We start from the raw sequence: 14,386 nt of genomic DNA on the forward strand, positions 1-14,386 counted from the left end.
AGCCTCAAAGGGCCACAACGGCCTGGACGAAGCCAATGGTGTTGCGAGGGCCGACAACGCGGGCTGTGATGCGGTAATAACGTTGATTTGGGATGCCGATGGGCGTGCCGCTGTTGGCGCGTTTGCTGCTGTCAGCCCCGGGGTTGGTGGTCGGCGGAGCTTCGCAACCAATGCCCGATGTTGGTGAGCCCTGGCCGTTGCACAGTCGCTGGATCACAAAGGACACGGTGTTGCCGGCAGCGTCCGGGGCCAAGGTGGTGACCGTGTTGCTCGGGACGAGCACGGCATTCCAGAAGATCTCCCAGCTCTGGTTGGCGGCCGGGTCCTGGCGCAGAGCCAGATAGCCGACGGGGCGGCCCGCAGCGATGGTGATGTTGTTGTGCAGATTGGTGCCGAAGTTGTTTTGCTCCAACCAGGCCACGGCGCTTTCGATGCCGATGTCTGCCGATTGGATGGCTGACTGTTGAAAAGCCAGGTTGCCGGCGACCTTGTTGCTGCTCAGCATGGAGCGCATCAAGCCGACCGCTGCCAGGGACATGATGACCAGGACCACGATGGCCAGCATCAGGACAATGCCTTGCTGGTGCCTGCCGCACCCTGGCGCGTAGCGCGGGGCAGGGGCAGCAAAGAGGCGGTGAGGCTTCAACATGTTGCGACCGCTCCTTGCCAGGCCAGGTTGCGCAGCGGAACGATGGCCTCGAACACCTTGTAGCGGTAGTACTGCCACAGGTTCTCGGCGGAAAGGTCGATGGGCGCCTCTTCAGTTCCCGCCCAGCGGGGAGCGTTGCCACTGTCGGTCACGATGGACTTTTCACGTTGACCGCTGACCGTGGTGATGGCCAGGCGGACCGCTGACATCCGGGCCCATTGGCACGCCGTGGCTGGTGTGGTTTGATCGAAAAGATCCACGATCCCGTCCATGGGCGCCGCGGAAGTGTCGCGACCATACTGGGCGCGCAGATTGACCACGTTGTCGATGATCTCCACCCAGGCTTGGGCGGCCTCGCTGCTGCAGTCGTTGACCATGTAGTCGCACTGGGTCAGCCGGCCGTTGCGCACGGCATAGGCCAATACCTTGGGCGCCAAGCCCCAGTTGAACAAGGTGTCTTGCAAGCCGACGGCGCCTGCGGCGACGCTGACGTTGGCGCCAACCGGCGCAGCATTGACCCGGTCGAGCAGCAGATTGCAAGGAGCGGGGCGAACCTGGTTCGCCGCGATGACATAGTCGTTGGTGTTGAAGGCCGTGGCTGTGGTCATGGTGTACGTCACGGCACTGGGCTCTGCGATGATGCGGTCGCCTTCAGGTGCCCCGTTGCCATTGCTGAACACCACGAGCAGGGTGTCACTGCCACTGTCGCCCGCAGGGATGCTGGCGTGGTTGATGGTGACCGGGCCCAGTCCAGAGAGCACTCGTCCGCCCGGCAAGGTCAGGCTGCAGCCGGCCAGCAACAGATTGGCGGCGCCGTGCCCGCTCTGGCGAATATTGCGTTGAAGTTCGGTGGCCGCGATGGCGCCATTGGTCTGCGCTTCGTCGCCGCTGGTGGCGCTGCGCTGGCCCCGCTCGGACAGGGAGAACACTTGCATCACCACGATCACGGCGATCATGCCCAGCACCACGCCCACCAAGAGCTCGATGAGGCTGAAGCCGTTCTGCGGATGGCCCACCGGGCGCTGAAGGTTTGTCGATTTCATAAGGGTTCCGATCACTTCAGCTGGCTGATCATGACCAGGTTGTGGGGGGTGCTGCCCAGGTTCTCGCCGGGCGCCGCCCACTTGACGGTGATGGTGACCCGCAGGCTGGGTGTCAGGACCGGGCCACCGGCCGGCCGGCCGGCCAAGGCCGGCAGAGGATTGACTTGCGTGAAGGTGACGGTCGGCGGGTGGTCAGCCACACCGGGCAGGGTGGCGCTGACCTTTTCCAGCCAGAGCTTGTAGCCGGCGCCTTCGTCGGCGCTGCTGTACTCGGCCTGCAGCTCGGCCAAATTGCGATTGCCCACCCACATGCTGCCGATCAGCTGATTGGCCAGCAGGGCGGCATCCGAGCGGTACTTGGCCTGCCCGGCCTGTTTGACCGCCGTGGCTTGCAGGCCGACCAAGCCCAGGACTCCGAGCGCGAACACGAGCAAGGCAACCAGCACCTCCAGCATCATGAAGCCTCGGAGCCCATGAGGGCGGCCCGGACTGCGTGCTCTGGACTTTGGGCTCGGGGTCTGGAGGACAGTCATGGGGGACTCCCGTTCAGCAGGCCTGAACATCGCTGCTGGGAAGACTGGGGTTGCACATGCGTACCTGTCCCGAAGGCGTGATCACGATGCGCAGGCAAACGGCGTCACCGTCGGTGCCGCAGGAGCCCGCAGCGCTGTTGCTGACGTCCAGAACGATGGCAGCGTTGGGCGTGGGGGTGGGCTTGCCCAGGCTGTTGAAGGTGACCGAACTCGCGTTGGCGGCAATCTGAACGGTGCCATTGCCATCGTTGCTCGGCTTGGTGTGCAGGATGCGGGGCTGGACCGTGTCCGAAGGCGCTGAAGCGCAGCGGTTGGCCACCGAGTCGGCCGCCGTGTTGGCGCCGATCACGTTGATCACCCAGTTGGTGCCGCTGGTGCTCAGGGCGCAGGTATTGGTCAAGCTGGTGGTGAGCTGGAAGCGCACCGCCGTGTTGCGTGCCACCGCTTCGGCTTTGGCCAGTTGAATGCCTGCGCTCAAGGAGGTGGCGGTGTTGCGAATCCGACTGTTCTGCAGCCAGGTGGAGAAGCTCGGCGCTGCCACGGCCAGAAAGATACCGACCAAGACCAAGCTCACGATCAGTTCGATCAGCGTCACGCCGGCCTGCAGCGAGGCTCGGTCGCCGAGCGCCGAAGGCTTTGTCAGCATGATCCGTCCTTCTTGGTCGCCCAGCAGGTGTTGGGGCTGGGTGTGGTCCAGCCTGTGGGCAGGGCCGCACTGGTCTTCACTCCGGCTTCGTTGATGGTGTAGGTGAAGCCGGCCATGCTGTCTTTGCCCACGGCGCGCAGAGTGAAGGCCGTGGCACTGGACGCAGAGCAAGAGAAGGTGAAGTACTTGCTGCTGGTGGCGTCGGAGTTGCAATCCGGTGCGCCCACATAGGTGCGGCGGTCCAGAAAGAACTGTTCCAGGCGCACCTGCCGCGTGGCCAGGCCGGCGGTGGCTTCGGGGATCTTGCCGCGCACCACATAGGCCTGGTAGGACGGCAGGGCCACGGCCGCAAGGATGCCGATGATGGCCACGGTCACCATCACTTCAATCAGGGTGAAGCCCTGAGCTGGACGTGATTGGGAAGGGGTGACGCGTGCTGGCATGGTGGGGTGCTCCTGGTTGGATTGAATTCTCGGCCGCTGGTTTTCGCTTGTGTAGCCGCCTATCAGACTGTCCCTCGCGCTGGTCGGGCTCAGGCCCGGAAATGTGAAGTATTTGGGGCTCTTCTCGGCGGCTCGGTGCGCGATCGGTGTTTCCCCTATGATGTGATCTTTGTCAAAAACGGGCCCTGGCCCGCCCTGCCAAGGCTCATGGCCCCTTATTCATCCACTTCCATTGCCGCGTCCGAAACGCCTCTGATTGAATTGCGCGATGTCAGCTGCGGTTATGGCGACCGGGTGATCCTGGAGCGCGTGAATCTGCGCATCCCGCGCGGCAAGGTGTTGGCCCTGATCGGCACCAGCGGCGGAGGCAAGACCACGGTCTTGCGCCTGCTGGGCCGGCAGATCAAGCCGATTTCGGGCCAGGTGCTGTTTGACGGCGTTGATCTCGCCGGCCTGGATCTCGATGGGCTCTACGCCGTGCGGCGTCGCATGGGCATGCTCTTCCAGTTCGGCGCCTTGTTCACCGATCTGAGTGTGTTCGAGAACGTGGCCTTCCCGCTGCGCGAGCACACGAAACTGCCCGAAGCCATGATCCGCGATCTAGTGCTGATGAAGCTCAATGCGGTGGGCCTGCGTGGCGCACGCGACCTGCTGCCCTCCGAGATCTCTGGCGGCATGGCGCGCCGGGTGGCCCTGGCGCGCGCCATCGCGCTGGACCCGGACCTGGTTTTGTACGACGAGCCCTTTGCCGGCCTGGACCCCATTTCGCTCGGTGTGGCGGCGCGCTTGATCCGCGACCTGAACGATGCGCTCGGATTGAGCAGCATCATCGTGTCCCATGATCTGCATGAAACCTTTGCCATCGCCGACGAGGTGGCCATGATTGCCAATGGCCGCGTGGTCGCCCAGGGCACGCCGGACGACTTGCGCCACAGCAGCGACCCGCTGGTGCAGCAGTTCGTCGGTGCCCATGCGGATGGTCCCGTGCGTTTCCATCAGCCTGCCTGCCCGGTGAGCCAGGATTTCGGTCTGGGGGTGTCGGCATGATGGCGACCCTGACGCAGTTCTCCGCCCGACTGGGCCGCACATTGCGGCAGCAGTTGGTGGATTTGGGTTCCAGCACCCGGCTGTTTTTCCAGCTTCTGGCCCGCACGCCGGCCGCCCTGCTGCGTTTCTCGCTGGTGCGCGAGCAAATCTATTTCCTGGGTAATCGATCCTTGTCGCTGATCGGCGTCTCGGGCTTGTTCGTTGGCTTTGTGCTGGCGCTCCAGGGCTATTACACATTGCAACGCTATGGCTCGGCCGAGGCCGTGGGCTTGCTGGTGGCGCTGAGCCTGGTGCGCGAGTTGGGTCCGGTGGTTTCCGCCCTCTTGTTTGCGGGCCGTGCCGGTACCTCTTTGACGGCAGAGATCGGCCTGATGAAGGCCGGCGAGCAACTGACCGCGATGGAAATGATGGCGGTCGATCCGCTGACCCGGGTGCTGGCGCCGCGTTTCTGGGGTGGCTTCATCGCCATGCCGCTGCTGGCGGCGCTGTTCTCGGCCATCGGCATCATTGGTGGCTGGCTGGTGGCCGTGCCCCTGATCGGCATTGATGCGGGCGCTTTCTGGTCGCAGATGCAGGGCGGCGTGGACGTCTGGGCCGATGTCGGCAATGGCGTCATCAAGAGTTTGGTCTTTGGTATCACCGTGACCTTTGTGGCTTTGCTGCAAGGCTATGCCTGCAAGCCCACGCCCGATGGCGTGGCGCAGGCGACCACGCGCACGGTGGTGATGTCGTCGTTGGCGGTGCTGGCACTGGACTTTGTGCTGACCGCGATGATGTTCTCGATTTGATTTGTAGGGGTAGAGGATGCAAGCCTCAAGGCATGACGCATGGGTGGGTTTCTTTGTGCTGCTGGGCGGCGCCGCGCTGCTGTTCCTGGCCCTCAAAGCCGGCAACCTGCTGAGCCTGAACTTTGACGAGACCTACCAGGTCACGGCCAAGTTCGACAATATCGGCGGCCTCAAGGCCCGCGCCGCGGTCAAGAGTGCGGGCGTGGTGATCGGCCGGGTGGAATCCATCACCTTCGATGACAAGAGCTTCCAGGCCAAGGTGGTGATGAAGCTCTACAAGAACGTGGCCTTTCCCAAGGACAGCTCCGCCAAGATTCTGACCGCCGGCCTGCTGGGTGAGCAGTACATCGGTCTCGAGGCCGGTGCGGACGAGAAGAACCTGGCTGCAGGCGACAACATCAGCCAGACGCAATCGGCCGTGGTGCTGGAAAACCTGATCGGTCAGTTCCTCTACAACAAGGCCGCCGATTCCGGCACGCCGGCCGGCGGGGCCAAACCATGAGTGCCCGAATGGACCGCTCCTGGCGGCGTGTCGCGCTGGTGCTGAGCATCCTCGTGCTGAGCGGATGCGCCAGCCTGCGTGGCCCGGGTGCACCGGGCCAGAAACTCGACCCCTGGGAAAACTGGAACCGCAAGGTCTTCAACTTCAACGAGTCCTTGGACACCCATGTGCTCAAGCCCGTGGCCACCGTGTACAGCGACATCGTGCCCGCACCGGTGCGCCTGGCCGCGGACAATTTTTTTAGCAATGTGGCGGACGCCTGGTCGGCGGTGAATCTCTTGCTGCAGGGCCGCTTCAAGGCCAGCGTGGAGCAGGGCATGCGCTTTGCGGTGAACTCCACCCTGGGTTTCGGTGGCTTGATCGACATCTCCACCGAAGTGGGCCTGGAGCGCAAGAGCGAAGACCTGGGCAAGACCTTTGGTGTCTGGGGCACGGGTACGGGCGCCTACATCGTTTGGCCCCTGTTTGGCCCATCGTCCGTGCGTGACACCTTGGCGCTGCCCTTCGACCGCATCGCCACATCGCCTTCGCTCGTTGTCAAGGATGGCTACAGCAAGACGGCGCTGTCGGCCTTGCAACTGGTCAACGCTCGAGCCAACTTCTTGCGTGCAGGGGAGATGCTGGATGGCATTGCACTGGACAAGTACACCTTCATCCGTGATGCCTATCTGCAGCGCCGCGGCAGCTTTGGCAGCGATGACGAGTACGAAGTTCTGACGCCCGAGGCGCCTGCCGTTCCCGCGTCCAGCCCGCAAGCCGGGCCCTGAACGGGCTTGCGCTTGCTCGCCCCGAACGTTGACGCGCCTTGGGGTGGTGAACCGAATTTCGGCTCGCGCGTTGTGTATGACTGAGCCCCTCCGAGATTGAAAGGAACCGCAAGAATGATCGCCACCAAACGCCTGGTTCTGCGCAGCCTGCTGGCTGCCGTTTGTGCTTTTTCCGCCGCCCTGCCGCTGCAAACCGCCTGGGCGGCCGATGCCAGCGCGCCGGACACCTTGATCCGCCAGCTCTCGCTGGAGACTCTGGAGACGGTCAAGAGCGACAAGGCCATCCAGGCCGGCGATCTGCAGAAGATCATCAATCTGGTCGACGGCAAGGTCATGCCGCATGTCAATTTCCAGCGCATGACCTCGTCGGCCGTGGGCCGCTTCTGGCGCCAGGCCACGCCCGAGCAGCAGCAGCGCCTGCAGGATGAATTCAAGACTTTGCTGGTGCGCACCTACGCCGGCGCGCTGACCCAGGTCAAGGACCAGACCATCGCCCTGCGTCCGCTGCGCGCTTCGCCCAGCGACACCGAGGTGGTGGTCAAGACCGAGATCCGCGGCAAGGGCGATCCGATCCAGCTCGACTACCGCCTGGAAAAATCCGGCGCCGTCTGGAAGATCTACGACGTCAACGTGCTCGGCATCTGGCTGGCCGATCAATACCGCAACAGCTTCTCGCAAGAGATTGGCGCCAACGGCATCGACGGTCTGATCAAGGCCTTGACCGAGCGCAACCAGAAGGCTGCGGCCGCTGGCGGCAAGGCCTGAGGCGCGGAACGGTGAGTTCCACGCCCTCCATGCTCAAGCTGCCCGCTTCGGTGGGTTTGAGCGAAGCGGGTTCGCTGTGGCCCGGCCTGCAGCAGAGCCTGCGCGCCGAGTGCGCGCAGCTGCGCAGCGCGGCGGCCCGCGAGCTGAACCTCAGCCTCGCCGACTTGCAACATTTCGATTCGGCCGTGCTGACTCTGCTGATCAGCGCCGCACGCCTGTGCCAGGCTGAAGGCCTGAAGCTGCGTCTGCATGAGGTGCCGGCCAAGCTGCAGGAGCTGGCCCGGGTCTACGGCGTGGCCGAGCTGCTCTGGCCTGAATTGGTGCCCGCCACCGCCGCTTGACGATGCTCAACGATGCGCCGGGCTCCCGTCCGGCGTCGCTGCCGTTCAGCTGATGTAGCGTTTGCCGCGCAGATTGCGCTTGATCTCCTGCAGCATGGGCCGCAGGTCGGCGCCCAGGCGCAGGGCCACGCCGGTGGTCAGAATGTCCACCGCCGTCAGGTGCAGCAGGCGCGACACCATGGGGCTGTAGCGGTCATAGTCCTCGGGGTGGTCCACCGCCAGCAAGACCTGGCCCGGGCTCAGGCCCAGCTGTGCCAGGGGCGAGCCACTGGCGGTGATGATGATGGTAGTCGCGCCCTTTTTGCGCGCGATCTCGGCCGCATCGAGCAGGTCACGGCTGCGGCCGGAATTGCTGATGATGACGGCGCAATCGCCGGGCTGCAGCATGGTGGCACTCATCAGCTGCACATGGCCGTCGCTGCAGGCGGCGGTGTTGATGCCCAGGCGGAAGAACTTGTGCTGGGCATCCTGGGCCACGATGCCGGAGTTGCCCACGCCGTAGAACTCGATGCGGCGCTGGTTCCGCGCCGCTTCGGCCAAGGCATTGATGGCGCATTCAAACGCATGGCTGGCCGCGTCGTTGCGGTAGTGCAGCAAGGCAGCGACCGCGTTGTCCACCACCTTGACGATCAGGTCGCCGGGCTTCTCGTCCTCGTCCACCGCGCGGTGCACAAAGGGCACGCCTTCGTTGACGCTGCCGGCCAGCTTGCGCTTGAAATCGGTCAGGCCGTCATAGCCCACGCTGCGGCAAAAGCGCACCACGGTGGGCTTGGACACATGGGCCCGATCGGCCAGTTCGCTGACGGGCAGATTGGCAAAAGCCCGCGCATCGCCGAGCAAGAGCTTGGCCACCCGCTGCTCGGCCGGCGGCAGGGCCGGTAGCGCGGCCTTGACGCGTTCAAGAATGCTCATGTTTCTTCTGACCAGGCAAAGCCATCGCGCGCCACCAATGCGCTGGCGGCGGCCGGGCCCCAGGAGCCTGCGGTGTAGGGGCGGGGGCCGGCGCTGTCTTGCTTCCAGGCGTCGAGGATGGGCTCGACCCAGCGCCAAGCCTGCTCTTGCTCATCGCTGCGCACGAACAGGTTCAGGCGGCCGGCGATGGCGTCCAGCAGCAGGCGTTCGTAGGCGCCGACGCGGTTGCTGGCGAAGGCCTTGTCAAAGTCCAGGTCCAGCGACACGGGCGACAGGGCCTCGCCATGGGCGCCGCCCTTGGCGGCCAGCAGTTGCAGCTCCAGGCCGTCTTCCGGTTGTAGCTTGATCACCAGGCGGTTGGCCTGGTTGGTGCCCGGGAAAATCGGGTGCGGCACGGGGCGGAAGTTGATGACGATTTGCGCGTCACGGGCCGCCAGCCGTTTGCCGGTGCGCAGGTAGAAGGGCACGCCGGCCCAGCGCCAGTTCTGCACCTCGGTGCGCAGGGCGACAAAGGTTTCGCAGGGGCTGTCGGCCGGCACCTTGGCTTCGTCCAGATAACCCGGTACGGCCACGCCGCCCACCGTGCCGGCGCGGTACTGGCCGCGCACCACATCGCGGGCCACGCTCTCCGGCGTGAAGGGCTTGAGCGAGCGCAGCACCTTGAGCTTTTCGTCGCGGATGGCATCGGCGTCGTTGGTCGAGGGCGGCTCCATGGCGATCATGGTCAGCAGCTGCAGGGCATGGTTCTGGATCATGTCGCGCAGCGCGCCGGTGCCGTCGTAGAAGGCGCCCCGTGTGCCCACGCCCAGCTCTTCGGCCAGGGTGATCTGGATGTTGGCGATGCTCTCGCGGCGCCACAGCGGTTCGAACAAGGCGTTGCCAAAGCGCAGGGCCGAGAGGTTCTGCACCGAGGGCTTGCCGAGGTAGTGGTCGATGCGGAAGGCCTGGCTTTCCTTGAAGACCGAGCGCACCACGGTGTTGATCTCTTGGGCGCTGGCCAAGTCGTGGCCCAGGGGTTTCTCCAGCACCACGCGCACGCGCTCGTGGTTCAGGCCAGCTTCGCCGAGCTGTTGGCAGATCTGGGTGAAGAGATGCGGGCTGGTGGCCAGGTAGAGCACCACGGTGTCGGCGCTGCGCTCGTCCAGCCAGTCCTTGAGGCGCTGGTAATGCTCGGGCTGGGACAGGTCCATGCGGCGGTAGTGCAGCAGGGCGGCGAAGCGTTCGAACTCTTCATCGCTCGGGCGCTTGGAGCCGTCCACCTCACGGAAGCGCTCCTTGAGCCATTCGCGGTAACGCTCGTCACTCATCTCGTCACGGGCCACGGCCAGAATGCGGCCGCCGGCCGGCAGCTTGCCGTGGCGGAAGGCCTGGAACAGGGCGGGCATGAGCTTGCGCCAGGTCAGGTCGCCAGTGCCGCCGAAGAAAACGAGATCGAAAGACATGAGATGGGCCCTGTTGCGGTTCATCGAAAAAATGAACCCTTGATGTAACAAAGTTTCTGGAATTATGATGCATGAGTTTCGTAATTCGGTCAATGCGGCCGGCCTTTTTTACGGCGCTCATGGGGGTTTGCTCTCAAGTGCGGCTGTAACCGAGGCTCAGGCTTGCTGCGACAGGGACTGCGCAAGAGCGGTTCTAATGGAGGTTTGAACCGCTTTTTGGAGTGCCCCGTGAACCAGCTCGATCAACTCAAGTCCCTGACCACCGTCGTCGCCGACACCGGCAACTTTCTGCAGCTGGCCCAGTTCGCACCGCGCGACGCGACCACCAACCCCTCGCTGATCCTGAAAGCGGTGCAGTCGGCCGATTACGCGCCCCTGCTCAAGGACACCGTGGCCGCCCATCAAGGCAAGCCGCTGGACGAGATCGTCGACCAGGTGCTTGTGCGTTTCGGTCTGGAGATCCTCAAGGTCGTGCCGGGCCGCGTGTCGACCGAAGTCGATGCCCGCCTGAGCTTTGACCGCGCCGCCACCGTGGCCCGCGCGCGCCGCATCATGGCTTTGTACGAAGCCGCCGGCATCGGCCGTGAGCGCGTGCTGATCAAGATCGCCGCCACCTGGGAAGGCATCCAGGCCGCCGCTGAACTTGAGCGCGAAGGCATCCACTGCAATCTGACGCTGCTGTTCTCCTTCTGCCAGGCCGTGGCCTGCGGCGCCGCTGGCATCCAGCTGATCTCGCCCTTCGTCGGCCGCATTTACGACTGGTACAAGAAGAGCGCCGGTGCCGCCTGGGACGAAGCCGCCCAGGCCGGTGCCAACGATCCGGGCGTCAAGTCGGTCGCCCAGATCTACAACTACTTCAAGAAGCACGGCATCCAGACCGAGGTTATGGGTGCGAGCTTCCGCAATGTGGGCCAGATCCAGGCCCTGGCCGGCTGCGATCTGCTGACCATCAGCCCCGATCTGTTGAGCCAGCTCCAGGCTCTGGACGCGCCGCTGCCGCGCGCCCTGGATGCCGAGGCCGCGCGCGCCGCCGACATTGCTGCTGTTTCCTACGACGAAGCGGGTTTCCGCTTTGCCCTCAACCAGGATGCCATGGCCACCGAGAAGCTGGCCGAAGGCATCCGCCTGTTTGCCATTGACTCGGCCAAACTGGATCAGATGATCGCGAGTTGAAGATGTCCCCAGCACCGCATCTGCGTTGTGACCAAAGCCCGGCCTGGGCCGCTCTGACTGAGCGCTATCAGGCGAGCGGCCAGCATTTCGATCTGCGCCAGGCCTTTGCGGCCGAGCCGGCGCGTTTCGAGACCTGGTCGCTGCAAGCACCCGAGGTGTTTGCCGATCTGTCCAAGAACCGCATCGACACGCCGACTCTGCAATTGCTGCTGCAGCTGGCGCGTGATTGCGGCCTGGAAGTCCAACGCGATGCGCTGCTGGCCGGCGCTCCGGTCAATCTGACCGAAGGCCGAGCGGTGCTGCACACGGCCCTGCGCGCGCCTGCGGGCCAGGGCTTGCACAGCGAGGACGTGCAGTCCTCGCTGAACCGCATGCTGGCTTTTGCCGAAGGCGTGCGTGACACGGCCACCAGCGGCATCCGCGATGTGGTGCACATCGGCATCGGCGGCAGCGACCTCGGCCCGGCCATGGTGGTGGGCGCCTTGCAGGCCTACACCCAGCCGGGGCTGAAGCTGCATTTCGTCTCCAATGTCGACGGCCATGATCTCGCGCCGCTGCTGCCCCAGCTGAACCCGGCGACCACGCTGTTTGTGATTGCCTCCAAGACCTTCACCACCCAAGAGACTCTGGCCAATGCCCTGGCGGCGCGGACCTGGTTCCTGGCCGCCGGCGGCACGGATGTGGCGCGCCACTTCGTTGCCACCAGCAGCAACACCGCGGCCGCTGCGGCTTTCGGCATCACCACGGCCTTCGGCTTCTGGGATTGGGTTGGCGGCCGCTACTCGCTGTGGTCGGTGATCGGCTTGCCGATCGCCATCGCCATCGGCGCGGAGAACTTCCGCGCCCTGCTGGCCGGCGCCCATGCCATGGACCGCCACTTCGCCGAGGCGCCGCTGGAGCGCAATCTGCCGGTACTGCTCGGTGTGCTGGATCTTTGGTACCGCAACTTCCACGGCTTCAGCAGCCGCAGCGTGGCGCCCTATCACCAGGGCCTGCGCCGCCTGCCGGCGTACTTGCAGCAGCTGGAGATGGAAAGCAATGGCAAGGGCGTGGACCTGCAGGGTCAGGCCTTGCCCTACGGCACCAGCCCGGTGGTTTGGGGCGAGGCGGGCACCAATGGCCAGCACGCCTACTTCCAGATGCTGCACCAGGGCACGGATGTGATTCCGGTCGAGTTCATTGCGGTGAAGCACCCGAACTTCGGCGCCCATGTGGCGGGTGATCTGGAGGCCTGCCTGCAAGACCAGCACCGCAAGCTGCTGGCCAATTGCCTGGCCCAGTCCCAGGCCCTGATGCAGGGCAAGCGCTTTGAGGAAGCCCTGGGCGAGAAAGCCCCGACCGCCTCCGCCGAGCTTGACCCGGCCACCGTGGCCCGCCACCGCAGCTTCCCCGGCAACCGTCCCAGCACCACCCTGCTGTTGGATCGCCTGACGCCGTCATCGCTGGGCGCCTTGATCGCTCTCTACGAGCACCGTGTCTTCGTCAGCGGTGCGCTCTGGGGCATCAACAGCTTCGATCAGTGGGGCGTGGAGCTGGGCAAGGCTCTGTGCAACAGCCTGCTGCCGCGCCTGAGCAGCGGCGATGCGGCCGGTCTGGATGGCTCGACCGCCGGCTTGCTGAACCATCTCTTGTCTGAGTGAACGCGTGAATATTGTTTTTGACTTCGGCGGTGTCCTGTTCCGCTGGCACCCGCCGAGCCTGCTGGCCCGCGTCTGGCCCCACCGCGTGGCCGACGCGGCCCAAGGCGAGGCCCTGGCGGCCGAGTTTTTTGAGAACTACGCTGGCGCCTGGGGCGCCTTCGACCAGGGCCTGATCGACGCGGCGACCGTGATCGAGCGCATTTCGGAGCGCACCGGCTGGCCGCCTGAAGAGGTGGCCCAGGTCGTGGCCGCCGTGCCCGATGAGTTGCAGCTTCAGCCCGGTACCGTGGCCTTGATCGAAGGCTTGAAGCAGGCGGGCCACCGCCTGTTCTTTCTCTCGAACATGCCCGCACCACTGGCCGATCATCTGGAGCGCAGCCACCCGCTGCATCAATGGTTCGAGCAGGGCGTGTTTTCGGGGCGGGTCCAGGTGGTCAAGCCTGGGGTGGAGATTTTTGAGCTGGCCTGCCGTCAGTTTGGGGTCGAGCCCGAGAGCTGCCTGTTCCTCGATGACCATCCGGCCAATATCGCCGCGGCCCAGGCCCTGGGTTGGCAAACCTTGTTGTTCCGCTCGGCCGAGCAGGCCGGTCAGGAATTGCGGGCGCGAGGCCTGCTGAGCGCGGCGCCTCAGTCAGTGAGGCAGTGAGTCGTCCTCGACCGGCGGGCTGGCTTCGACCCTGAAGTCTTCATTGGCCCAGGCCCCCAGGTCGATCTGTCGGCAGCGCTGGCTGCAAAACGGCCGCCAGTTGTTGCTGGGGGCGAAGATCGAATCGCCGCCACAAGTAGGGCAGGGCACGATGCGGGGCTGAGCGGGGGAGTCCATGGCGGATCAATCAGAAAACAAGTGGGGTGTCGCGGCCTGATCAGGCGCAGAGCGTCAGCTCGAAGCTGGCGTCCTGGTGGGCGGGCTTGAGCCGGCCTTCTTCGTCTTGGCGCATCAGGCGGATGGACACCATCAGGCGGTGACCGGTGATCTCGGGCACCAGGCCCAGGCTGGGGTCCAGGCGCATGCGCAGCAGCTGGTAGCTGCGGCCGGCGCCCAGGCTTTGCTGGAACTGGCCGGCCACGGCCGCCACCTTGTGCGGCGAGCCGCTGTCGCGCAGCAGACCCAGCAGCACCTGCAAGGCCTCGGCCAGCGGCATCAGGCTTTGCGTCCACTGCATCAGGTCGTTACGGCGCCGGGCCGGCAGGAACTGCTGCCAGGTGTAGTAGGCGGGCAGATCGAACTCGCAGGTGCCGCCCGGGATGCTGATACGGCTGCGGATGCTCATCAGCCATTCATTGCTGGTCAGCACATGGCCGGCCTTGCCGGAGAGCTTGTTGAGGCCGTCGAAGGCATGGTCGATGCGGGCAATGACTTCATCGAGCACGCTCTCGGCAATCGCCGGGTTGCCGCGGTAGCTGTTGAGCTGCACCTTGTGGCGTTCCAGCTCCTTGAGCAGGTCGGATTTGAGATCGGCCCGAGAGGCCACATCCATGATCTCGAAAATGGTGACCAGGGCGAAATGGTGATCGAGCGGGGTTTCGCGCGCCATCAGCTGTCCGAGCCGGTCGAACAGATGCTCCAGGCGCAGCATCGTGCGGATGCTCTCGTTGAATGGGTACTCGTAAAGGACCAAGGCGGCCATCCCTGTCGGTCAGCGTTGCTCGCAAGCGGGGCGCGGCTGCGCACCCGAGGCCGTGATTGTTTCACAG

At 64.9% G+C, this 14,386-nt stretch carries 18 protein-coding genes; 9 read left to right on the forward strand and 9 right to left on the reverse strand.

From position 1 onward, the window contains the following. Positions 1–4: 4 nt before the first annotated feature. The 5 genes from AC1Q6P_RS10090 to AC1Q6P_RS10110 form a co-directional block, all read right to left on the reverse strand. Complete coding sequence (locus tag AC1Q6P_RS10090) at positions 5–649, reverse strand: pilus assembly PilX N-terminal domain-containing protein (protein WP_263299982.1); 645 nt, start codon at positions 647–649, stop codon at positions 5–7. After that, a complete protein-coding gene (locus tag AC1Q6P_RS10095; RefSeq protein ID WP_492663779.1) occupies positions 643–1,692 on the reverse strand; it encodes a PilW family protein in 1,050 nt (349 codons plus the stop codon). Before AC1Q6P_RS10095 ends, AC1Q6P_RS10090 begins: the two co-directional genes overlap by 7 nt. Before the next feature lie 11 nt (positions 1,693–1,703). After that, positions 1,704–2,150, reverse strand: coding sequence for a PilV family protein (locus tag AC1Q6P_RS10100; protein ID WP_171827667.1), 447 nt, complete (start codon positions 2,148–2,150; stop codon positions 1,704–1,706). An 88-nt stretch (positions 2,151–2,238) separates the two neighbouring features. Next, the gene (locus tag AC1Q6P_RS10105; RefSeq protein WP_171827666.1) at positions 2,239–2,871 is read right to left on the reverse strand and encodes a GspH/FimT family pseudopilin; all 633 of its coding nucleotides are present in this window, start codon (positions 2,869–2,871) and stop codon (positions 2,239–2,241) included. Beyond that, entirely contained in the window at positions 2,865–3,314 is a 450-nt protein-coding gene (locus AC1Q6P_RS10110; RefSeq protein ID WP_102766178.1) for a type IV pilin protein, read from the reverse strand. Before AC1Q6P_RS10110 ends, AC1Q6P_RS10105 begins: the two co-directional genes overlap by 7 nt. 207 nt (positions 3,315–3,521) lie before the next feature. On the opposite strand from AC1Q6P_RS10110, the gene AC1Q6P_RS10115 reads away from it, so the two are divergent. The 6 genes from AC1Q6P_RS10115 to AC1Q6P_RS10140 all read left to right on the forward strand — a co-directional run bounded on the left by AC1Q6P_RS10115 (position 3,522) and on the right by AC1Q6P_RS10140 (position 7,524). After that, the gene (locus AC1Q6P_RS10115; protein WP_492663780.1) at positions 3,522–4,361 is read left to right on the forward strand and encodes an ABC transporter ATP-binding protein; all 840 of its coding nucleotides are present in this window, start codon (positions 3,522–3,524) and stop codon (positions 4,359–4,361) included. Beyond that, entirely contained in the window at positions 4,358–5,149 is a 792-nt protein-coding gene (mlaE, locus tag AC1Q6P_RS10120; protein ID WP_223696752.1) for a lipid asymmetry maintenance ABC transporter permease subunit MlaE, read from the forward strand. Before AC1Q6P_RS10115 ends, mlaE begins: the two co-directional genes overlap by 4 nt. Positions 5,150–5,165: 16 nt before the next feature. Beyond that, positions 5,166–5,651 (forward strand): outer membrane lipid asymmetry maintenance protein MlaD, encoded by a 486-nt coding sequence (gene mlaD, locus AC1Q6P_RS10125; protein WP_102766180.1) that lies wholly within the window; start codon positions 5,166–5,168, stop codon positions 5,649–5,651. Positions 5,652–5,659: 8 nt separating this feature from the next. Further along, the gene (locus tag AC1Q6P_RS10130; protein ID WP_243392663.1) at positions 5,660–6,418 is read left to right on the forward strand and encodes an MlaA family lipoprotein; all 759 of its coding nucleotides are present in this window, start codon (positions 5,660–5,662) and stop codon (positions 6,416–6,418) included. 114 nt (positions 6,419–6,532) lie between these two features. Next, positions 6,533–7,183 (forward strand): MlaC/ttg2D family ABC transporter substrate-binding protein, encoded by a 651-nt coding sequence (locus AC1Q6P_RS10135; RefSeq protein WP_271010382.1) that lies wholly within the window; start codon positions 6,533–6,535, stop codon positions 7,181–7,183. 11 nt (positions 7,184–7,194) lie between these two features. Beyond that, entirely contained in the window at positions 7,195–7,524 is a 330-nt protein-coding gene (locus tag AC1Q6P_RS10140; RefSeq protein WP_171827662.1) for an STAS domain-containing protein, read from the forward strand. Between the two features lie 45 nt (positions 7,525–7,569). Here the strand turns inward: AC1Q6P_RS10140 and AC1Q6P_RS10145 are convergent, their stop codons facing one another. Beyond that, complete coding sequence (locus AC1Q6P_RS10145) at positions 7,570–8,430, reverse strand: MurR/RpiR family transcriptional regulator (RefSeq protein ID WP_102766586.1); 861 nt, start codon at positions 8,428–8,430, stop codon at positions 7,570–7,572. Positions 8,431–8,432: 2 nt separating this feature from the next. Further along, the gene (zwf, locus tag AC1Q6P_RS10150) at positions 8,433–9,878 is read right to left on the reverse strand and encodes a glucose-6-phosphate dehydrogenase (RefSeq protein WP_492663781.1); all 1,446 of its coding nucleotides are present in this window, start codon (positions 9,876–9,878) and stop codon (positions 8,433–8,435) included. 228 nt (positions 9,879–10,106) lie between these two features. Between zwf and tal the strand changes: the two genes are divergently transcribed. The 3 genes from tal to AC1Q6P_RS10165 are packed head-to-tail and all read left to right on the forward strand — an operon-like array spanning position 10,107 to position 13,337. After that, the gene (gene tal / locus AC1Q6P_RS10155) at positions 10,107–11,051 is read left to right on the forward strand and encodes a transaldolase (protein ID WP_102766184.1); all 945 of its coding nucleotides are present in this window, start codon (positions 10,107–10,109) and stop codon (positions 11,049–11,051) included. Between the two features lie 2 nt (positions 11,052–11,053). Then, a complete protein-coding gene (pgi, locus tag AC1Q6P_RS10160; RefSeq protein WP_492663782.1) occupies positions 11,054–12,691 on the forward strand; it encodes a glucose-6-phosphate isomerase in 1,638 nt (545 codons plus the stop codon). Positions 12,692–12,695: 4 nt separating this feature from the next. Then, positions 12,696–13,337 (forward strand): HAD family hydrolase, encoded by a 642-nt coding sequence (locus AC1Q6P_RS10165; protein ID WP_492663783.1) that lies wholly within the window; start codon positions 12,696–12,698, stop codon positions 13,335–13,337. Here AC1Q6P_RS10165 and AC1Q6P_RS10170 read toward each other — a convergent pair. Together AC1Q6P_RS10170 and zapD are read right to left on the reverse strand one after the other, a co-directional pair. Continuing rightward, entirely contained in the window at positions 13,323–13,514 is a 192-nt protein-coding gene (locus tag AC1Q6P_RS10170; RefSeq protein ID WP_171827658.1) for a DNA gyrase inhibitor YacG, read from the reverse strand. The genes AC1Q6P_RS10165 and AC1Q6P_RS10170 overlap by 15 nt on opposite strands. Positions 13,515–13,554: 40 nt before the next feature. Further along, a complete protein-coding gene (gene zapD / locus AC1Q6P_RS10175) occupies positions 13,555–14,310 on the reverse strand; it encodes a cell division protein ZapD (protein ID WP_102766589.1) in 756 nt (251 codons plus the stop codon). Positions 14,311–14,386 lie beyond the last annotated feature (76 nt).

This window comes from Roseateles sp. GW835-FHT13E02, assembly GCF_058794035.1.